The organism is Marinobacter shengliensis (assembly GCF_030297115.1).
Taxonomy (GTDB): domain Bacteria; phylum Pseudomonadota; class Gammaproteobacteria; order Pseudomonadales; family Oleiphilaceae; genus Marinobacter; species Marinobacter shengliensis.
In genome coordinates this window covers 2,301,662-2,322,520 of the sequence record NZ_AP028062.1, presented here as the reverse complement: position 1 = coordinate 2,322,520, position 20,859 = coordinate 2,301,662, and the positions used below count along the sequence as shown (strand labels likewise).

Genomic DNA, 20,859 nt, shown 5'->3' with positions numbered 1-20,859 from the left:
CCTCAGTCCAGAAGGGTTTTGGGATTGAGGCGGGCGTCTGGGTCAAAGCTATCGGTCAGCGCACGGATGGCGCGCATGCCCAGTTCACCTTTTTCCACCGGCAGGAAGGGGGCATGGTCCTTGCCAACCCCGTGCTGGTGGCTGATGGTTCCCCGGTTGCGGACGATCAGTTCCGAGGTGGTGTTTTTCAGGTGCTGCCATCGGGCAACGGTTTCCGGATAGGTGTCGGCTACGCGGAACACATAGGTTGTGTAGATGGAACAACCCTGTCCGTAAAAATGGGACAGGTGGGTGAACACGTGGGTTCTTTCTCCGTCCCTACTGAGACCCTCCCGCAGGTTGCTCTCAATGCGATTGAGCAGGTTATCGACGTTATCCCAGTCTGTCGCCGTTTCCAGGGTGTCTACCGCATAGCCCATCTGCCAGAGCGCCTCCCGGAAGTAGGGCATGGTGAAGCGCTTTTCAGCCCACTTCGCGCCAAGCTTGGTGCCTGTATAAACACCACCATGGGCACTGCACACTTTCCTGGTTTGAGCCAGGGTAGAACGACATTGGGCTTTGCTGCCGGTAATGCCGAAGGTCATCATGCACTTACCTTCCCGTACCCCACGGAACGACAGGAATTTCTCAAGCATGCCGATGAGTTGCGGGTGGCCGGCCAAAGCGAGTTGGGTTTCGGTTTCTATGGCGTTACTTAACCGCAACATGGACAGGGGAATCCGGTTCTGAACCAGTTTTCGGCAAGCCGTTTTTGCCTGTTCCCAGCCTGGGAAGAACACCACATAGAAGGCTTCCTGGTCCGCCAGGTGGCTGACACGGGCTTTAACTTCAGTGATCAGCCCCAGCCGACCTTCGGAGCCCAGAATCATCTCCCGGATATCCGGCCCCGCACTGGAAGCAGGCAGGGTGGGCAGGTCCAGCGTGCCCTGGAGGGTTTCGATTCGGCCTCCGGCAAACAACTGCTCGATTCGGCCGTAGCGAAGGGACTGTTGTCCGCTGGAGCGGGAGGCCACCCAGCCGCCAATGGTGGAGAGCTCGAAGGACTGGGGAAAGTGGCCCAGGGTATAGCCGTGAGCACGTAACTGCGCCTCGACCAGGGGGCCCGGCGTGCCGGCGCCAAACGTGGCCAGCTGACTTTCCCGGTCCAGGTCCAGAAGGCGGTTCATTTTGGCCAGGCTGACGGTCAGAACCGGTTTGCCCTGGTCGATGGGGTTGATGTGCCCCGCCACGCTGGTGCCGCCACCGTAGGGAATCAGATGCAGGTCGTGGTCGTTGGCGTAGCGCAGCAAGGCCCGAACATCCGAATTGGAGTCTGGAAATGCAACCCCGTCGGGAAAGGTCCCGATCTCACCACTGCGAAGGGCGAGCCAGTCCACCAGGCTTTGGCCCCGGGCGTGGCGCACTCGTACCTCTGCGCTGGTATCGATCAAATCATCAACCTTGGCGTCGGCAGGCAGGCGTGTGGCCGGTACCTTCAGGCAGACCTTCTCCAGGGTGGCATCCTGTAACGGATTGGCAGAACCAACTCGCTGTTCAAGAAATGCCTGGCCCTGCGCAGGCAGCTCCAGGTTGAACTGATCATCACCCCATCCATTCCAGCGTCGCATCGACCACAACTCCCGATTTCATGAAAAGTGTCGGCATTCTATAGCGTTGGCGCCAAAACCCAGTGGCAGAGTGCGACATTGGCTTTGTCATTTGGCGCCAGGTGCAACATCAATGTCGCAGAGACTCGGTCAACCGTCTGTTCAGGTCCTGCCAGTGCTCAAGCCTCTGAGCATCGCCAATCCTCGACCGCTCCCCGGTGGAACGGTTGAGCCAGAGGCCTTCACCGTTAAAGCTATAAACGGGTTCTAGATCAGTTCTTTGAGAGGCAGGTTTAATGTCGTTTATCAGGTTGTCGAGGATCAACGGATCGGCGTCCGGGGTCTTGTACCAGGCCAGAACCATGTGGGCCTGGTTCAGCTCCAGGGCTTTGACATAGACAATACGCAGCTCTTCGTCGGGAACGCCCATGGCTCTGAGTGTCAGGTACTTGGCAATGGAGAAGTCTTCGCAATCTCCACCATTTGTGGTCAGCAATTCTACGGGCGTGGCCCAGTAGTCTTCTTCACCCCAATGCTGGATGTCACTGACGAAAGGGATCCGATTGAAGAACGAATTGACCAGGCGAAGCTGTCGGTCGATCGGGGCATTACGGGCCAATTGATGCAGCCGCTGCCAGTCTTGCAGCCTTTGATGGGCTTCCTGGCCGAATTCACTCAGCACGTAGGTCATCAGCCGGTCACTGAGTTCAATGGCGCCCGCCAGGGAAAAAGCAAATACCAGGGGGATGAGGATGGAATGGCGACGTGCAGACCAGGTTGCCGTTGCCATATCAGGCCTCAATTACTGTTCTGTAGCCGTTGGCGTAACTGCTCCAGTCGCTGTCTGATCTCCTCTCTGCGTTGTTGTTCGCCCGCTGGCGTGGCCGTGCCGCTGGATGATGCACGTTGTGCAGGCTGCGGTGTTTGCCGTTGCTGTATCTCCTGGTCGAGTGCTTCTGCATTGCTGCTGGCCAGAGAAACGCCTGAGCGATCATCAAGCTCCGGAAAATAGAGGTTTTCGAGTTTGCCGGCGCGCTCGATAATGACCCGGTTAGGGAACACGGTGCGTAGCTTGGCGTTGCCGGGAAGCTCGTTGCCCACCAGGTAAGCTTCGGTCTTGCCCTTGTCATCTTCAATCAGCGCGCTGCCCGGGAACTCGCCGTCAGCAGCCAACACACCGCGCAGCGAAAGCCTGAGGTTGGTTTCTGGCAGATTTTCGGTATCCACCTCCACAGCGCCACCGGTGTCCGTCGCTGCACCGAACAGGGTCAGGTTTGCCAGCTGTACCTCTGGCACGTTCTGTCTTGTTGTGTCCGTTCCATTGCCTGCTACCTGCACCTGGGGCAGGGTACGCTGCGACTCGTTTTGCCAGAACTGGTATGCCTGCCAAGTGGTCAGCCCTAGCATGGCCACAACCGCAGTCACCGCAAGTAACAATGGTATCCTTTGATCAAGAGCGAGCATCGGGTTTCCTGAATGAATGATCGTAGGCGTAAAAAGCTCACAGGTTATCAGACTGAAATGAATTAGTGGCAGTATAGTGTATAGAGTTGTTCAGTGGTTCCCATTCCTGTGGTAGCCTTTTTTAGTGCCTTTGTATGGCTAAAGAATTAAAGGATTTTTCCGGCGCCGGAAAGTCCCAGAAGAATAATGAATGATCTGACGGAAACAACGAGGAAGACCTTGACCACCGAAACTGAAATGCAGCCGCAGGATGCGCCGCTGGGCCGTCTTCCGTTCACCTTTGCCAAGCGCAACGGTGTCATTCTTACCCGCAATGAAGACGGTGAAGCGATTATCCTGGTGCGACCGGGTGCGTCCCACTCTGCACTTGCTGAAGCAAACCGGATCAGTGGTGGTCGGGCCCGCTTTACCACAATTGAAGCAAACCGTTTTGACCAGGCCCTGAACGCTGCTTATCAGAATGATTCAGCCGAAGCCATGCAGATGGTGGAGGGTATTGGCGATGACATGGACCTGGCGTCGCTGGCGGATTCTGTGCCGGAGACCGAAGATCTTCTGGAGCAGGAAGACGACGCCCCGATCATTCGCCTGATCAATGCCATTCTTACCGAGGCAGTGAAAACCAACGCTTCGGACGTTCATATCGAAACCTATGAAAAACACCTGGTGGTGCGCTTCCGGGTGGATGGCGTGCTACGTGAGGTGGTTCAGCCCAAAAGGGCCCTGGCGCCTTTGCTGGTTTCCCGCATCAAGGTCATGGCAAAACTGGATATCGCTGAAAAGCGGGTGCCCCAGGATGGCCGTATTGCGCTCCGGGTTGCTGGCCGGGAAGTGGATATCCGGGTGTCCACCATGCCGTCGTCCAGTGGTGAGCGGGTTGTGCTGCGCTTGCTGGATAAACAGGCGGGTACCATTCGGCTGGAATCCCTGGGCATGGCGGGAAATGACCTTAAGATTTTGCGCAAACTCATCTACCGGCCTTATGGTATTTTGCTGGTAACCGGCCCGACCGGTTCCGGTAAGTCGACCACCCTGTACGCGTCATTGCAGGAGATCAACGATCGCAGCCGCAATATTCTGACCGTCGAAGACCCCATCGAATACAACCTGCCCGGTATCGGCCAGACCCAGGTCAACACCAAGGTGGATATGACCTTCGCCCGGGGGCTTCGGGCTATCCTGCGCCAGGACCCGGATGTGGTCATGATTGGTGAGATCCGGGATCTGGAAACGGCGGAGATTGCCGTTCAGGCCAGTTTGACCGGTCACCTTGTGCTCTCAACCCTGCATACCAATACTGCGGTGGGTGCCATTACCCGCTTGATGGATATGGGCATTGAGCCCTTCCTGATCTCCTCAAGCCTGGTGGGTATTGTTGCCCAGCGTCTGGTACGGGTGTTGTGTACCCATTGTCGCGAACCCTACACGCCGACTGAAGAACATTGCGAATTCCTGCAGCAGGACCCGGCTAATCCGCCCACCATCTATCGGGCTAAGGGCTGTGAACACTGTAACCAGCTGGGATACCGTGGGCGTATTGGTATCTATGAGGTGGTGGAAATTACCGAAGAAATCAGCACCCTGATTCACAAACGGGCAGGGGAGATGGACCTGGAGAAAGCCGCTCGCCTTCGTAGCCCGAGCATTCATGCGGACGGGGTCAAAAAGATCCTGGAAGGCACGACCACCGTGGAAGAAGTTCTGCGCGTTACCCACCGGAGCCAGTAATCCATGCCAGCCTACGTTTACAAAGCGCTGGACCAACGGGGAAAGCAAAAGCAGGGTGTACTGGAGGCAGACGCTGCTCGTGCCGTGCGCCAGCAGTTGCGGGAGAGAGGGTTAACCCCGCTGACCGTTGAACCGGCCGTTGACAAACAACAGGCCCGAACCAACCCGTTCAGTAATCGAGGTTCCCTGAGTGCCGCGGACCTTGCCCTGGTAACCCGCCAACTGGCCACCCTGATTCAGTCAGGCATCCCCATCGAACAGGCACTCAGCGCAGCCGCCCAGCAATCCACCAAGCCCCGCATCCGTAGCATGTTAATTGCGATTCGGGCCAAAGTGATGGAAGGCTACACGCTGGCGGACAGTTTTGGTGAGTTTCCAAGAGCATTTCCCCGGCTTTATCGATCCACCGTCGCTGCCGGTGAACACGCCGGCCACCTGGACCTGGTACTGAACCGGCTGGCGGACTACACCGAAAACCGCCAGGAAGCCCGGCAGAAAATCCAGCTGGCCGCGATCTACCCGATCATTCTCAGTGTGGTTGCTATCGCCATCGTGGTCTTCCTGCTGACCTACGTGGTGCCGGATATCATCGAGGTGTTTGTCCGGCAAGGACAGGACTTGCCCGGGCTGACCATGGCCATGTTATCGGTGTCGGAATTTCTCGGCACTTATGGTGTCTATCTCTTTATCCTGTTGATGTTGGCACTGGTTGGTTTTCGGGTTGCCCTGAACAAACCCGGGTTCCGGATGAAATTCCACAAACAGTTGTTACATCTTCCGTTGTTCTCGGGCATGGTTCGGGGTGTGAATACCGCCCGCTATGCAAGCACCCTGAGCATCCTGACCACCAGTGGTGTGCCGCTGGTGGAGGCCATGAAAATCGCCGGTGAGGTACTGTCAAACGACTACCTGCGTAAAGAGCTGAAAGATGCAGCACGTAAAGTCAGTGAGGGCGGTTCGTTGCATCGGTCGCTGGATCAGACTGGCTACTTTCCGCCAATGATGTTGCACATGATTGCCAGTGGCGAGGCCAGTGGTGAGCTGGACGGCATGTTGGAGCGCACTGCCCGGATGCAGGAAAACACCTTGCAGTCGAAGATTGCAGCCATTGTCGGCCTGTTTGAGCCGTTGATGCTGCTGGTGATGGGTGTTGTGGTGCTGATCATCGTACTGGCGATCATGCTGCCCATTTTGAACATGAGCAATCTGGTGGGCTAACGCCTGCCATGAAAACGGATTAACCTAAGACCCAGGTCAATGATGAGTGGAACAATGAGTATGAAACAGAACCCGAACCCGTCCCGTAGCAAAGGCTTCACGCTGATTGAAATCATGGTGGTGATGGTCATTCTTGGCTTGTTGGTAGCGATTGTGGCACCCAACATCATGGGCCGTAGCGACCAGGCGAAGGTGACGGTAGCCGAAACCCAGCTCAGCAATATCGCTAACGCCCTGGACCTCTATCGCCTGGATAACAGCCATTACCCGTCTACCCAGCAAGGTCTGGAAGCGTTGGTGCGCCGGCCCAGCGGATCACCGGAACCCCGTAACTGGAACGCAGACGGCTACCTGAAAAGCGTCCCGGAAGATCCCTGGGGTAACGAGTATCAGTACGTGAGCCCCGGAACGGAGGGGCCCTACGATCTTTACTCCTTCGGCTCTGACGGTCAGGAAGGTGGTGAAGGCGATGCTGCCGATATCAGCGTCTGGAAAACCGGGAACTGATCGATTGTGAAACGCAGGGCGAACCAAATCGGTTTTACGCTGATTGAAATTCTGGTTGTCCTGATTATTGTCGGGCTTCTGGCCGCGTTGGCGGTGTTCAACATGGCCGGAAGTTCCCAGAAGCGTGAGTTGGAGAATACCGTTCAGGATCTGTTCCTGCTGATGCAAACCGCATCGGAACAGGCAATCCTGAACAATCTGGAGCTTGGGCTGTTAATCGAGGACGACAACTATCGATTCGTGTCGTATCAGGATGATACCGGTGAATGGAAGATGTCCGGGGAGCGGCTGTTCCGTGCCAGGCCCTTGCCTGAATGGCTAACCCTCACTGATTACATTGAAAACGACGCGCCCCGCCTGACCTCGGCAGAAGATCGTCTGCGCCCGGACGTGGTGTTTTTCTCCAGTGGCGAAACCACACCCTTTATTCTTGAGTTCACCATCGGCAGCAACACCGACGACATGCACGTGATCGAGTCCGACGGTGTATCCCCGCTCCAGTGGCGCAAACCGGGCAGTGAGGATGAGGCATGGTAAACCGCGCCGGAGGTTTCACTCTGCTTGAAGTGCTGATTGCCTTGCTGGTGTTCGGTTTGATAGCCACTGCAGCGGCGGAGGTAGGCAGTCAATACATTTCAAGCTACGAACGGGTTCGCGATAAAACCCTGGCCGGCTGGGTGGCAGATAACCGGATCAACGAACTCCGTTTGCAAGAGGCGTTGCCGGGCATTTCCGAAAACTCCGATGATCGGGATTTCGGCCAGTACCGGTGGCGGGTCACCACGGTTGTTCAAGGTACCGCCGAGCCGAGCATGCGCCGGGTGGAAGTAACCGTTGCCCGCTACACTGACAGTGGGGGCGATCCGGTTCCTGTGCACACCCTGTCAGCATTTCTTGGGGAGAAGTGATGCGCTCCCGTTCAGGCTATTCAGGTCTTCATACCAGTTCCGGTTTTACCCTGATGGAAGTGTTGATTGCGGTGACCATCACCGCTGTTATCGGTCTCGGAGTCTGGCAGGTGATCAATGGCGTGGTGACTGCGCGGGACCGGGTGAACGACGTGTCTGGTGAGTTCGAAAACCTCCAGAAAACCATGTTATTGCTGGAGCGGGACCTGAACCAATTGGTTAACCGGCCGATTCGGGACGTCTACGGCGACTTCCGGCCTGCAATCAGCAGTCGTGAGGACGCCTTTGAACTGGTATTAACCCGCCAGGGCTGGCGAAACCCCCTCGGCCTGAGGCGTAGTGGGCTGCAACGGGTTGCCTGGGAATACACCGGGACCGAGCTCCGGCGCCGCTATTGGCCGACGGTTGACCAGGGACAGGAAGACAATAGCCAGGATCTGCTGTTACTGGACAACGTGGTGTCTCTTGAAATTCGCTTTCTGAACAGTCAACTGAACTGGCAGGATGACTGGCCGTCAGATCAGGACCTCGCCAGCCTGTCTCCCGGTGCCAGGCCGGTGCTGCCCATGCCGAGGGGCATTGAAATTACTCTGGAGCATGAACTGTTCGGAGAACTGGTCAGAACCTTTGCCCTGGCTGACTTTGACCTTGCCCAGGCACAGGCCGTGGTTAACCAGCAGCAGGAGGCAACTGGCAACTCGGATACCGATGAAGAAGAATCTCAGGAAGTTCAGGATACCCAGCAAGGGGCCGGCACATGAAGCGGCAACCTGTCAGGAGTAAGCCGTCCGGACAGCAGGGCGTAGCGCTGATCATGGTGCTGCTGGCCATGGCGCTGGTGGTGATGCTGGCCACAGGCATGAGCAGGCAACAAAGTGTTCAGGTGTTCAAGGCCGGGCATTACCTGGCGCAGCAGCAGGGGCACAGCATTGCACTGGGCGCCGAAGAGTTCGCCCGCCGGATTCTGGTACGCGATTTTGAGCAGGACCGGGAGGACGGCGTGATGGTGGACAGCCCCGATGAATTCTGGGCTCAATATACTGCCATCCTGCCACTGGACGACAACGGTGTGGCGGAGGTTCAGATAGATGACCTGGCAGGGCGCATCAATCTCAATGATCTGGTTACCCCAAACGGCCAGGTAGACCCTTTGACCCGCGACAGACTGGTGCGGCTGTTCCGGGCTCTCGGCATTACCGCTGTGTCAGTCGACGCACTGATTGACTGGATTGATGCAGATGACCAGACGATCAGTGCCTATGGCGCCGAAGATGGCCAGTACCTGATAGCGGAGCCGGCGTATCGGGCGGCCAATCAGCCGTTTGTGTCAATCACCGAATTACGCCTGATCGATGGGATGACTGAGGAGATCTATGTGGCGCTCAGGCCCCATGTCAGTACACTGCCGGTCAGTGGTATCGGGATCAACGTGAATACCGCCACTGGCGCGGTGTTGATGTCGTTGCACGATGACATGACGGAAGCTCAGGCAGAGTCAGTTCTGGCCAAGAGAGAAGAAGAGCGGTTTGAGAATTTGCAGGATTTCCTCGCCTTGCCAGAGTTTTCCGGTATGGGCCTGAAAACCACCGGGCTGACCTTGCAAACCCGTTTTTTTGAAGTTGTTTCACGGATTACCTACGATAATCGTGTCGTTAATATGGTCAGCACGGTATTCAGGAGTCCGGAGGGTGAAGTCCGGACGGTGCACAGGGATTCCGGGCAAAAGAATCGCATCACCAAAGAGCCATATACATTCTCAGAAGGATAGCCATGTCTTACCGCCTTTTTGTTCGGCCGGTCCCGCCCTTCGCAGACCTGGACCAGAACCCGGAATCACAGCTGTTCAGCTGGCTGTTACAGGATGCCAGTGGCGATACCCAGGCCAGTGGTGCGGCAGATACCCGGGATGCGATTGAGCAGACCCTCGGCCAGAATGCATTGGAAAAAGTGCTGCTGATCGGCCTTATTCCGGGTGACGAAGCCCTGTTTTGCCTGGCTGATATTCCGGCCAAGCAAAGCCGGTTCGTACACCAGGCGCTGCCATACGCGGTGGAAGAACAGATTGCCCAGGACATCGAGAGCGTTCACCTGGCGCTTGGCCGTCATACTTCGGATGGATACCATGTCGCGGCAATAGATCAATCCCAAATGGGGCAGTGGTTAGAGCTGTTTACAGGTTGGGAGCATGTGCGCCTGGATGCCATTTACCCGGATGCCTCCCTGTTGCCGACAACTGATAACGGCTGGACCGCCTGCCTCGACGGCGAGTGGGCCATGTTGGTAAGTCATAGAGGTGAGTGGCTGCGACTGCAGACCGCCAATCTAGGCATGCTGGGTGTTACCCTGGCGGCGCCAGCCACTGAAGAAGTGGTCGCGGAGATACCGGTCACTGTTTATGGAACCGAGCCCGAGCTGGAACTCTGGCAGCCGGCATTGTTGGAACTGAGCGGTGCCGATGGCCGGGTACATCTGGCGCAGAAGCCTCTGGAATTTACGGCGCTGGAGCTGCTGGCGTGGTCCCACCATCATCATATGTGTCACCCGGTCAATCTATGCCAGGGCGCCTTCTCCGTTAAAACGAACGGCAGCAGCCCGTTGAAGCCCTGGAAGCCACTGATTGCGGTTGCGTCCGTCTGGTTTGTGATTCAGCTGGGGCTTGAGATTGGTATGGGTGTGTATCACAACCAGGAGGCCGAGGAGCTGCAAAGCCAGGCCATGGCCATCTACCGTGACGCCTTTCCCGCTGACCGCCGTACCCACGCGCGCAATGTGCGCCGGGTGATTGAGGGCCAGTTGAGGGTGGCCGGCGCTGGCCGGGAAGAAGTGGATTTCATCACCCTGATGAAATACACCGGAGATCAGTACAGCCGGGTTGCGAATGCTCAGGCGGTTACCTTTAATTCCATCAACTACAGCCGGAACCGGGGAGAGCTAGTGGTAGACGTCCGGGCCGACAGTTATGAACGGATGAGTAATCTGAGAAACGGCCTGGCCAATCAGGGATTGCGTGCGCAGATTGGGTCTGTGGTTAATGAAAGCTCCGGCTCCCGTGGCCGGTTGACGGTTTCGGGAGGCTAACGCCATGTGGGCACGAATTAAAGACCAGCCGGCGGTCGGTAAGCTTATCGCGAGATACGATCAACTGCCGGTGCGGGACAGGCAGGCGCTGGTGATGCTGGGCATTGCTTTGCTGTTGGCCATTCTCTATTTTGGCATCTGGCGGCCTGTGGCTGATTTCAGCAACCAGGCGGAAGCCAGTCGTGAAAATGCCGAGCAACTTCTGGCCTGGATGCAGGCAAACCAGGCAACCATTCGTCGCCTTGGTGGCGCAGGTTCCGGTTCATCGGCGGGGGCCGGCGTTGAAAAGCCCGAGGACGGCCGGGCTCTGATGGCCCTGGTTACCCGCTCCGCAGGTGAAGCGGGGCTTTCGCTGCAGCGATTTGAGCCAAGCGGCGAGTCTGCCATCCGGGTCTGGCTTGAAGCCGCACCGTTCGCAGAGGTAGCGGCCTGGCTGGAACAGCTTGACGCCCGGCATGGAGTGATCGTAGATCAGGCTGCCATGGACAGGGGAAATGAGCCGGGGCGGGTATCCGTGCGGCTGACACTGACGATCTGAAAGGGGCATGCCCCAAGCTGACCGGTCATTCCGGAGGAGCGCGAGTAAATGCGTGATAAGCAGGAAAACAATAATAATTCTGATGCTGTCGTGGTTCGTCTTAATGAGACTGCCCGCAACGAGGCCCAGTCGATTCTTTGCCATGCGTACCGGGAAGATCCAACGTTCCAATACCTGTTTGATCATCGCCGGGCCGGTTATGACCAGCGGGTAAGAGCCACGGTGAGAGAGCTGATTGACCTGTACCTTGAGCTCAATCAGGATGCCGTTGGTGTGATGAAAGGGGATACCCTGATTGCCGTGGCCTTCATCGGCGACCCGGAACTCCGGATGAACCTCGCCGAGCAGCTTAGCTGGCGAATTCGCATGGTGCTGACGGCGGGGTTTGCCTCTACTCGCCGATACCTGGATTACCATCAGAAAATCCGCGACCTGTTGCCGCACCCGCAGGCTCATCAGTTGCCTTTGATGGGGGTCAACCCAAAATACCAGAATCAGGGGTATGGTCGGGTTTTGCTCAAAGCGGTCGAGAAGCTTTGTGAGGAAAATCCCCGGGGCAAGGGGCTGGTACTGGATACCGGTAACAGCCGATATCTGCCGTTTTACGAATCCGAGGGCTTCCGCAGCCTGGGTAAGATACGCCTGGGTGATTTTGAAGATCATGTCCTGTTCCGGGAAATTGGATCTGAAGCTAGTGACGCCCGGAACGAGGCAACGCCGCATTAACACAGTATTTGTCATCAGGAGTGAATGTGTCAGACAGCCATGACTTTGATTTGATCGTAATTGGTGCCGGTTCCGGTGGGGTCCGCCTGGCTAGAATGTCGGCACAGCGGGGCGCGAAGGTTGCCGTGGTTGAGTCCCGCTACCTTGGGGGTACCTGTGTTAACGTTGGCTGTGTTCCGAAAAAACTGTTTGTGTACGGCGCCCATGTTCATGACGAACTGGAAGATGCCGCAGGCTATGGCTGGCGAGTTCCGCTGGATCAGGTCAGCTTCGACTGGCCCACACTGGTGGCAAACAAAAACGCTGAGATTGAGCGCCTGAATGGCATCTATGGCCGCCTGCTCGAGAATGCCGGAGTTGAGATCATCAATGGCACGGCAACCATCAGTGATGCCAATACCGTCACGGTAGGCGAACGGAGCTATCGTGCAAAACACATCACAGTCGCGACTGGAAGCTGGCCGGTAGTGCCGGATGTTCCCGGTAAAGACTGCATCCTTACCTCCAACGAAATGTTCTACCTTCCGCAATTACCCCGTCATGCCGTGGTTTGGGGTGGTGGTTATATTGCGGTGGAGTTCGCCGGTATACTGGCCGGGCTAGGGGTGGAAACCACCCTGTTGTACAGGGGGGATCTGTTCCTGCGGGGCTTTGATAACGATGTGCGCCGGTTCACCGAGCAGGAAATGCGGAAAAAGGGCGTCGACTTGCGTTTCAACGCAACCATCGAATCCATTGAGACCCAGGGCGCCCACTATCAGGTTATGTTGTCTGATGGAGAACGCCTTGAAACGGGCCTTGTGATGGCGGCAACGGGCCGGAGAGCCCTGGTTGATGGTCTGGGGCTGACAGAACTGGGTATTGAACTCAACGCTTCGGGTCACATCGTTGTGGATGACCATTTCCAGACATCCGTACCATCAATCACAGCGCTTGGCGATGTCATAGGCACACCGCAGCTCACTCCAGTGGCACTGGCCCAGGCCATGGTGCTGTCTCGTCGGCTGTTTGGTGACGGTCAGGGCGATATGGATTACAGTGCTATTCCGACCGCTGTATTCTGCCAGCCGAATATCGGTACCGTTGGTCTGGCTGAGGAAGAGGCCAGGGAAGCCGGGTACAGGCTGCGCATTTACCGTTCAGAGTTCCGACCGATGAAATACACATTGAGCGGACGGGACGAGAGATGCCTGATGAAACTGGTGGTGGACGATGAGACCGACAAGGTGCTCGGCGCTCATATGGTGGGGCCAGACGCCGGCGAGATCATTCAGGGGCTGGCCGTTGCTATCAAGGCCGGTGCCACCAAGGCGCAGTTTGACTCAACCATGGGTATTCACCCGACCTCAGCGGAAGAATTTGTCACCATGCGTGAACCGGTAGCGTAGGCTCGCCGGTTCTTTACAATCGAATCCAGCGGCTTAGTACTTCCCTGAGCGTCTCGCGGCGTACCGGCTTGGGTATGTAATCATTCATGCCGCTGGCCCGGCAGCTGGCCTCGGTTTCTGTTGAGACATCAGCCGTCAGGGCGATGATCGGCGTACCGCATTGGCCGTTCCCCTGTTCCCATTCGCGAATCATTCGGGTTGCCTGGTAGCCGTCCATCACCGGCATCTGGCAATCCATCAGGATGACATCGTAGCCTTCGTGTTTGTTTTTTACCTTGTCGACCGCTTCCTGGCCGTTATTCGCGGTATCGGTTTCAAAACCGAGCTTGTTTAGCAGCGTGGTGGAGACCTTCTGGTTCACCTCATTGTCCTCGACCACCAGGGCCCAGGATTTTTTTCCCAACTGCTCCCTCGGGATATCCGTGAACTCCGGTTGAACCGTGGCCGGGGCATCCGCCAGCTCAAATGGCAGCTCAAAACGGAACGAGGAGCCCTCTCCGAAATCTGATTCCACCTGAATATGGCCACCCATCAGTTCCACCAACCGCTGAACCAGAGAGAGCCCCAGTCCGGCGCCGTCATGGGCACGGGTGTTACCGGAGTCAACTTGCTCGAATGTGTGGAAAATATTGTGGAGGCGGTCACTGGGAATACCCGCTCCGGAATCACTGACTGAACAGCCGAAAAGCACGCAGCCGCTCTCAAGCGATAACCAACTTGCGCGAACACTGACAAACCCGTTCGCGGTATATTTAATCGAATTATCCAGCAGCCCTGCCAGAATCTGTCGGACTCGAGGTGCGTCGCCAACCACCACCGGTTTGTCTGGCCAGTCTCCCAGAAAATTGATATCCAGTGCCAGGCCTTGCTGCTCTGCTGCATGGCGATAGGAAGCCGCACAGTTGGCCAGAATGGACCTTAGATCAAACTCCTGGTGTTCCAGTTCCAGAGTGCCGCTGTCCATGCGGGCATAATCGAGAATATCGGAAATGACGGTAAGCAGGTCCTCTGTCGCCTGCCGGGCAGTGCCCAGGTAATCCCGCTGTCGCTTGGTTAACGGTTCCTCCTGGATTAACTCAACCATTCCCAGTACCCCATTGAGCGGGGTTCTGAGCTCGTGGCTCATGGTTGCAAGGAATTCAGATTTGGCATGGCTTGCCAGTTCGGCCTTTTCCCGGGCCTCTTCCGACACCGCGAGGGTCTGGTCGCGAGTGGTTCTGAGCTTCTCCAGATGGTCCGCCAGCTCGTTCAGTTGTTTCTGTATGGCGACAATCTCTTTGGAGTTTCCCTTGGTGGTCACGGGCTGGGAGTCATAGTCGCCGGTAATCAGTTGATCAACCCGGCTTGCCACCTTGCGAATGGGCTGCAGGATATTATTGAGGAAATGGTTAACCAGAACGATGGTGAACAGCAGCATGGCGACACCAACTGCGATAGAAGACCACAGAATACTCTGCTGACGATCGGCCAGCACGCGCGGTTCGACGCCCACTTCAACTGCACCAACCCGCAACGAACCAGAACTGAACCCATAGCCGGGGTTGAACCAGCCAGTGCCTGCTCCAAGGTCCAGGGGTTCCTGAAGGATTTCCGCAGAATAAATATCGAAGTTATGGTGTCGCTGTGACGAGCTGTCAAGACTATTGCTGACAAAGCCGAGTTCTTTTCCGACCACATCGGTTACGCGTATCCACTCGGCTTTGCTTCGCCGTAGTGACTGATTCAGTGTCTGCTCCAGGGCTGCAATATTGCCGGAAACCACAGCGTACTCGAGTGCCGGGGCCAGGCTGTCCGCCAGCATCTGGCTGCTTTCAGCCAGGTCGGTACGCGCGTCCTCCAGCCGAGCCGAGGTAAAAAATGCCATTAACGCAACAAACATGACAACGGCTGGCAAGGCCCCAAGCAACAGAAGTTTTCTGGACAGGGATGCATTCTGCCTGTTCATTCCAAATCCTCCTGGCTGGATAGCATCAGGTCGTCCAGATACTGCGATATCCATTCACGGCTCGGGAGCGGGATGTTGAGTGATCGGGCCACTTGCTCGTTGAGCTCAACACGAAACTCGTTCGGATACGCGGGTTCAGGAAGAATCCCGGTTTCAAAGTATGCCTGGAGCAATTCGCCAGCCTTGGCAGCCATCGCAGGAAATGGGGCATAGCCGGAGGCCAGTACGCCCGCCTTGACATAAGCCTGGCTGGGACCAATGACAATCCGGTTTCGCCGATAGGCTGTCAGCAGGATGTGCTTGATATTTCTGGGGTTGTAGATGGCGTCGTCAGAGCCCGCCAACAGGAAGTCGCCATAGTTCAGGGCCCGGATCAGCGTCGGGATCAGTTGATCGTCGCTGTCCGTAACAAACACCCGGGCTTGGAGATTGTACTCCGCAAGCTGATCAATCAGGTCTTCATAGATTTCCACAGAATCGGTGGATGCCAGCAAGGCTATGCGCTTGGATTGGGGCAGAATTGCCTTGCCAGTGAGGGCCTGCCGCAATAACGGAACGTCATAGAAGACAGCAGACACCTGTCCCGGAGTGCGGTTAACGTACCCTTGGATAAACTTGCGCTCTACCAGCAACGCCAGTATCGGTGTGTTCCTGTTGATCTGACGAATACGGGTAAATGCGGCTGGGCCAATGGTGATGACGGGGCTGCCTGATGTACGAGGGCTTTGATCATCATGGATGAACACCAGTTCTGCCGTATCTCCGATCTGTTCACGTAGTAGGCGGGTAACATGTTGGTCCAAAGATGTGTTGCCTGAGCCTGCAATGTAGATAGTCGGCAGTGTTGGCTCACCGTTCTGACCGGAGACAAAAGGGGACCATGGAAGCAGAAGCATCAGCGCCACCACCATCGCGGCTCGGCTGATCCCTTGCAGGACTCGTGGCAGTTTAGTGTCAGAAAATCTGGATGAGATCATACCGTCCCGATTGGTGTGCTATCCCGTTAGTCAATCCTTTCAGCATAGTGTCAGAACCGGACTCCTGCCTCCACAAAGAACTGGTTGTGGTCTTCGATGTTGTTATCGGAGCTCAGTTCTGCTTCCCGGTTCAGATAGTGTTGCATGGTAAAGGCCACTTCAGCGGTATACCGCGGCTGATAGAAGCGCTTGGCAACTCTCGCATCAATGCGCTCGAATTGACTACGCCCAAATTCGTCTGCCCAGTAGAAGGCGGATGAGGCCTTGAGCCCCCACGGCAGGTCCTGAATCAGTGCCAGGCTGCCGGAATGTCGCACAGAAAGCCGGGTCAGCAGACTGACCGCCTGGTCCTGTTTTCTGGTATCAAGGTCACCGTCCTGGTTGATGATTGGCTGACCGGTGTACCAGGTATCCTGATCCAGGTAGCCGTAGCTGGCACGAAAGGATGTGCCAGGGTATTCAATCATCGCTTCCACTTCAAAACCTTGCTGATCCACGGCAACGTTGTTGTCGATGCTCCAGTCCTTGAGCTGAATAACACCGCTGATCATGTCCCGCATTTCATCCTTGAAGCCCCGCACTTCCAGAGACAGCATAGCCCGCTCTAGCGGGAACTGGCCGAAGTAGCTGACTTCCCGGGAAATGATTCGTTCTTCCCTCAGGTCTTTGCCGAGCGTAAGCCACCCCAGGTCTTCGTATGCATCCGCGGTTGTTACCCTGCGGCCCTCAAGATCGGAATAAATCGCAGGGCGGACATTGCGGAGGGTGTAGCCCCAGTCCGGATTCTGCTCGAAACCATCCGGGGTTCTGACCGCCTGGGAATAGACAAAGCGGAGGGCGTGCCGGCTATTGAGCGTGAAATTCGCAGCCAACCGGGGCGAGAAGTAGTGATCGTCTGTTGTGCTTGTGCGCTCCCAGTTACCGCCTGCGTTAAGTGTCAGCCAGTTTATCGGCGTATATTCCACGTTGCCGAAGAAGCGGGACTGGTAATTGTTACCCCGGCCGTTGAAATAGGTTTCAGAGCGGAAGGTATCTTTCCGGAATCCCGCGCCAGAGACGATTCTCAGGTCGTCGCTGAGCAGAATGGTATCCTGAAACTCCAGTTCCAGGCGGGTATCCTCTGAATCCGCGTCTACCTGGGCAATGGCGGGTGCGCCACCTCCGTCCACAAAACAGAGCCGTTCTCGACTGCCATCCGGGAAATAGGTGTACTGATACAGCGGTGTGTTGTCTCTGAGGCACTGAACGGTACTATCCGGGAAACCAACAACGTACTGTTGGCGTCGGTCAAAGTTCTGGACACTGGCCATTACGTGGAAAAAATGGCGCTCGGAAGCAATAACGTTCAGTTTGGATTGCAGGTAGTAGTCCCGCACATCAATATCCGGATTCTCGAACGGGTTCAGCTCGCCGCTTTTGTCCTTGTCCTGGTAATTCATGCCATCCACAACGCCGCCCCGCAGCTCAACATCCGTGCGGTCGTTGATCTTGACGCGGGAATCATAGGTAAAGGAGTTGATGTCGTGGCCATCATGGAATGGAAAGCGTTCGCCGCCGTCTACCTGGTAGTCGAAGCCATCAAACTTGCGCTTTTCATAGGTTAATCGCCAATCCAGATCCGGATCGGCATTACCCACTGAACCAAAAGTACGTAGGTGCCCCCGAGAGCCCCGAACCACCCGTGCTTCCACTCCGGCGGTATCGGCCGGGTCCCGGGTGATGATGTTGATGGTGCCCAGGAAGGCATTGATACCATAGGCGGCTGAGTTGGGCCCCCGAGCGACTTCAATGCGTTCAATCATGTCCAGTGGTACTGGCATGGTTTCCCAATCCATATCGGAAAGGGTGGCCTTGTGGGCAGTACGACCATCTACCAGCACCTGCATTCGGCGTTGTTCATAATGCACGGTGCCATGGTAAGTGGTAACCGGTTGGTGGCTACCAACGAAATTGACCACCATGCCCGGAACCAGGCGGAACACCTCGTACAGGTTCTGGATGCCAAGGTCCCGAATCATATCACCGGTGATCACCGTGGTGCTTCCGGGAACCCGGGTTTTGGGCTGGCGCAGCCGGGTGGTGGTCAGCACCTCCGGAATGTCATCGCCGAAAGCCACCAAGCCATTGCTGAACGCCGGAAAACCGGTATCCGCGCCGGCATTGCCGGTCGAGAGGGCTAAAATGGCTGAGGCAAGCAGGGAATGGCCGAAGGTTCTGCGCATGCGGAGTCGGTTAGCGCGATTTTCTGACAGGTAATTCGTAATGCGCATGGGTGTCGTTCTATAATTTGCCGAGCGGACTGATTTATTGTGATTCTCCCTGAATCCTAGGGGAGAACGATTGATTTGTCTCTATAAAGATTACAGATTTTACAGATCCGGAGTGACTGTTTTATGAATTGCTGGGACATCCTTGGCATTGAGCCAACCGGAGATCACGAACGCATTCGGCAGGCTTATGAGCGCCAGATGAAATTTGCCTCGGACAACGAGGCCCGGGCGCTGGAGCAGGCGTTCAGGGAGGCAACCGGTGGCATGCCGGCGGCCAGCGTCGCCGCCCGACCTGAGCCAGTCGCCCGAGAAGTCCGTCGAGAGCAGACTGAGGAATCCGGGGTTGAGAGCAACGCAGAGCGAGCGCTGGACGCCCACGAAGCCCAGGTTGTCCGCGAAGTGGTGATTCAGATTAAAGCCCTGATGAACGACAACCAACGCCAGCAGGATGCTGGTATCTGGAAGGCCATCTTGTGCGAACCGCCTGCAGATCAGTTACCGCTGCGCAGGGAAATCGCCAAAAGCCTTGAGCCCCAGATCCGCCCGATGGCAGAGAACGGCAGTTTTCCCCGCCCGGTGGCGCAGTTTCTGGGCGACTGGTTTGACTGGTTCAGCGTGCGGGAAGCAAGCCATGAGCCAGACCCACGAAATTACCCGGATGAAGAGGTGTCCAGGGAACAGGCCAGTGCCGATCAGGCAGATCAGCCACCGCAGATGGTGAATTTCTGGCCTGCCGTTATTGGGTGGATCGTCGGTCTGGTTATCCTGGCAACCCTATTCGGAGGCATGGGCGGCTGACGCCCGATCGATTTTCGCTCGATACTTCTGGGCCAGGATGGCCCCGACGATGACCTGAATCTGGTTGTAGCACATGATCGGCAACACAATCATGCCGAAGCCCGGATGGCCAGAGAACAGCACTTTGGCCATTGGCAAACCGGATGCCAGGCTTTTCTTCGAACCGCAGAACACCACCGCGGCTTCGTCTTCAAGGCTGAAGCCGAGCTTTCTGACCATCATCATCGCCACCAGCATGAACAAGCCAAGCAGACCAAAGCATAGCAGGATCGTCAGTACCACGGCCTGAAGTGGAAGGTTCTGCCAAAGCCCACTCACTACCGAGTGTGAGAATGCCGAATAAACGATAATCCAGATGACACACTGGTCGTATCGGGCCATCAATGATTCATTGCGTGAAAGAAAACCACCCAGCATTGGCCTGAAGGCATGCCCCACAGCAAAGGGCAGCAACAGTTGCAGAACGATGTCTTTCAACGCCTCAGCCACGGCAAACTCCCCGGTTCCGGAAGTAGAAACCAGCAAAAGCAGCAAGAACGGAGTGAGCATCATTCCAAACACATTAGACGCCGCAGCGCTGCATATGGCGGCAGGCACATTGCCTCTGGCCATGGCGGTGTAGGCAATGGACGACGACACCGCTGACGGAAGTACACCCAGATAGAGAAATCCGAGCCCCAGATCCCTCGGCATCCATTCCGGCACAAGGTTGCTGAGACCATTAATGGGCAATACTGCCAGGGGAAAGAACACGAAGGTCAGGGCGGTAATCAGGATGTGCAGGCGCCAATGGGTGGCGCCGTCGATAATCTGTTGCCGGGATAAGGCTGCACCATGGAAAAAGAATAGCAGGGCTACGGCAATGGTACCGGTGGTGGCAAGCAGGTCCGCGGCCGGCCCGGTAACCGGCAGGAACGACGCCAGGACGATGGCACCGAGCAATAGAAGGGTGAACGTATCGAGACGAAATTTCATGGCTGATTCTGCCGGTTAATCACGTCAAGACTGGGGGAGAGCAGGGCGCGCGAAAGCATTTCTGCCTTGGCTGGATCCTTTCGGCGGATGGCGGCCAGCAGAAGTTCGTGGTCTTCCTGGCTGGGTTCTGGCAGATCGTCATCGCGCTCCGTACGTTCGATTGTCTGGCTGACGGCGTGCGAAAAATAATCATAGAGCTCGATCAAAGCTGAGTTGTGGGAAGCGCGCACCAGGGCATGGTGGAACCATTCATCATGGTGGATTCGATCGGTGAGGTTGTCGCCAGCTCGTGCCCGTGCATCCAGCGCGTCGCTCATCGCTTTCAGGTCGCTGTCGGTGCGCCGAGTGGCCGCCAGCCTCGCGGCCTCCGTTTCCAGCATCAGCCGCACCTCGAGTTGTTCCGCCAATTGGCTGAGGGCAATACGCCGCAGCGTTTCTCCAGCGTCGCGATTGGCACGTACGTAGGTACCATCGCCCTGGCGGGTTTCCAGCATGCCCACATGTACGAGCACCCGAACGGCTTCACGGATGGTGTTGCGGCTGATCCCCAGAGCCTCAGACAGCTCGGCTTCAACCGGAAGCCGGCTTCCGACAGGCCACTGGCCGCTTTCGATGGCTTCCCTAAGGCTTTCGATGGCTGTCTCCACCAGGGAGCCTTTTTTGATTGGCTTTAACATTTCCGATCACCCAGACAAATGATGAACCAATCATCCTATGTTTAACGTTGAACTGCAACCGATTGGTTACAGCAGA

General features: G+C 56.5%; 20 protein-coding genes. 12 read left to right on the top strand and 8 right to left on the bottom strand.

Features of this window, described 5'->3' with window-relative positions; all coding sequences use genetic code 11:
- Window positions 1-2: 2 nt before the first annotated feature.
- From QUE75_RS10665 to QUE75_RS10655, 3 genes are all read right to left on the bottom strand, one after another.
- Entirely contained in the window at window positions 3-1,607 is a 1,605-nt protein-coding gene (locus QUE75_RS10665; protein ID WP_286249954.1) for an FAD-binding oxidoreductase, read from the bottom strand.
- A 109-nt stretch (window positions 1,608-1,716) separates the two neighbouring features.
- A complete protein-coding gene (locus QUE75_RS10660) occupies window positions 1,717-2,376 on the bottom strand; it encodes a transglutaminase-like cysteine peptidase (protein WP_106695831.1) in 660 nt (219 codons plus the stop codon).
- A gap of 8 nt (window positions 2,377-2,384) precedes the next feature.
- Entirely contained in the window at window positions 2,385-3,050 is a 666-nt protein-coding gene (locus QUE75_RS10655; RefSeq protein ID WP_106695830.1) for a type II secretion system protein N, read from the bottom strand.
- A gap of 237 nt (window positions 3,051-3,287) precedes the next feature.
- On the opposite strand from QUE75_RS10655, the gene gspE reads away from it, so the two are divergent.
- From gspE to gorA, 11 genes are read left to right on the top strand one after another with little or no spacing between them, the layout of a single operon-like run.
- Entirely contained in the window at window positions 3,288-4,778 is a 1,491-nt protein-coding gene (gene gspE, locus QUE75_RS10650; RefSeq protein ID WP_230714764.1) for a type II secretion system ATPase GspE, read from the top strand.
- Between the two features lie 3 nt (window positions 4,779-4,781).
- Entirely contained in the window at window positions 4,782-5,996 is a 1,215-nt protein-coding gene (gene gspF, locus QUE75_RS10645; protein ID WP_058091060.1) for a type II secretion system inner membrane protein GspF, read from the top strand.
- Between the two features lie 54 nt (window positions 5,997-6,050).
- Entirely contained in the window at window positions 6,051-6,503 is a 453-nt protein-coding gene (gene gspG, locus QUE75_RS10640; protein WP_286249947.1) for a type II secretion system major pseudopilin GspG, read from the top strand.
- A 6-nt stretch (window positions 6,504-6,509) separates the two neighbouring features.
- Complete coding sequence (gspH, locus tag QUE75_RS10635) at window positions 6,510-7,040, top strand: type II secretion system minor pseudopilin GspH (protein ID WP_061333401.1); 531 nt, start codon at window positions 6,510-6,512, stop codon at window positions 7,038-7,040.
- The gene (gene gspI / locus QUE75_RS10630) at window positions 7,034-7,411 is read left to right on the top strand and encodes a type II secretion system minor pseudopilin GspI (protein ID WP_061333400.1); all 378 of its coding nucleotides are present in this window, start codon (window positions 7,034-7,036) and stop codon (window positions 7,409-7,411) included. Before gspH ends, gspI begins: the two co-directional genes overlap by 7 nt.
- A complete protein-coding gene (gene gspJ, locus QUE75_RS10625; protein WP_286249941.1) occupies window positions 7,411-8,172 on the top strand; it encodes a type II secretion system minor pseudopilin GspJ in 762 nt (253 codons plus the stop codon). The genes gspI and gspJ overlap by 1 nt, the downstream gene beginning before the upstream one ends.
- The gene (gene gspK, locus QUE75_RS10620) at window positions 8,169-9,179 is read left to right on the top strand and encodes a type II secretion system minor pseudopilin GspK (RefSeq protein ID WP_286249940.1); all 1,011 of its coding nucleotides are present in this window, start codon (window positions 8,169-8,171) and stop codon (window positions 9,177-9,179) included. The genes gspJ and gspK overlap by 4 nt, the downstream gene beginning before the upstream one ends.
- 2 nt (window positions 9,180-9,181) lie before the next feature.
- Entirely contained in the window at window positions 9,182-10,489 is a 1,308-nt protein-coding gene (gene gspL, locus QUE75_RS10615; RefSeq protein WP_286249938.1) for a type II secretion system protein GspL, read from the top strand.
- Between the two features lie 4 nt (window positions 10,490-10,493).
- The gene (gspM, locus tag QUE75_RS10610) at window positions 10,494-11,027 is read left to right on the top strand and encodes a type II secretion system protein GspM (RefSeq protein WP_058091055.1); all 534 of its coding nucleotides are present in this window, start codon (window positions 10,494-10,496) and stop codon (window positions 11,025-11,027) included.
- A gap of 48 nt (window positions 11,028-11,075) precedes the next feature.
- Complete coding sequence (locus QUE75_RS10605) at window positions 11,076-11,753, top strand: GNAT family N-acetyltransferase (RefSeq protein WP_286249934.1); 678 nt, start codon at window positions 11,076-11,078, stop codon at window positions 11,751-11,753.
- A 26-nt stretch (window positions 11,754-11,779) separates the two neighbouring features.
- Complete coding sequence (gene gorA, locus QUE75_RS10600) at window positions 11,780-13,141, top strand: glutathione-disulfide reductase (protein WP_286249931.1); 1,362 nt, start codon at window positions 11,780-11,782, stop codon at window positions 13,139-13,141.
- A gap of 13 nt (window positions 13,142-13,154) precedes the next feature.
- Here the strand turns inward: gorA and QUE75_RS10595 are convergent, their stop codons facing one another.
- From QUE75_RS10595 to QUE75_RS10585, 3 genes are all read right to left on the bottom strand, one after another.
- A complete protein-coding gene (locus tag QUE75_RS10595) occupies window positions 13,155-15,086 on the bottom strand; it encodes a HAMP domain-containing hybrid sensor histidine kinase/response regulator (RefSeq protein WP_106695824.1) in 1,932 nt (643 codons plus the stop codon).
- Window positions 15,083-15,982 carry an ABC transporter substrate-binding protein gene (locus QUE75_RS10590; protein ID WP_286249928.1) on the bottom strand — a complete coding sequence of 300 codons (900 nt, stop codon included), beginning with the start codon at window positions 15,980-15,982 and terminating at the stop codon, window positions 15,083-15,085. Before QUE75_RS10590 ends, QUE75_RS10595 begins: the two co-directional genes overlap by 4 nt.
- 131 nt (window positions 15,983-16,113) lie before the next feature.
- Entirely contained in the window at window positions 16,114-18,333 is a 2,220-nt protein-coding gene (locus QUE75_RS10585) for a TonB-dependent receptor plug domain-containing protein (RefSeq protein ID WP_286249926.1), read from the bottom strand.
- 123 nt (window positions 18,334-18,456) lie between these two features.
- Between QUE75_RS10585 and QUE75_RS10580 the strand changes: the two genes are divergently transcribed.
- The gene (locus QUE75_RS10580) at window positions 18,457-19,131 is read left to right on the top strand and encodes a J domain-containing protein (RefSeq protein ID WP_286249924.1); all 675 of its coding nucleotides are present in this window, start codon (window positions 18,457-18,459) and stop codon (window positions 19,129-19,131) included.
- Here QUE75_RS10580 and QUE75_RS10575 read toward each other — a convergent pair.
- Window positions 19,108-20,106 carry a bile acid:sodium symporter family protein gene (locus QUE75_RS10575; RefSeq protein ID WP_286249922.1) on the bottom strand — a complete coding sequence of 333 codons (999 nt, stop codon included), beginning with the start codon at window positions 20,104-20,106 and terminating at the stop codon, window positions 19,108-19,110. The genes QUE75_RS10580 and QUE75_RS10575 overlap by 24 nt on opposite strands.
- Window positions 20,103-20,783, bottom strand: a complete 681-nt coding sequence (locus QUE75_RS10570) for a FadR/GntR family transcriptional regulator (protein WP_286249920.1) — start codon at window positions 20,781-20,783, stop codon at window positions 20,103-20,105. The genes QUE75_RS10575 and QUE75_RS10570 overlap by 4 nt, the downstream gene beginning before the upstream one ends.
- Window positions 20,784-20,859 lie beyond the last annotated feature (76 nt).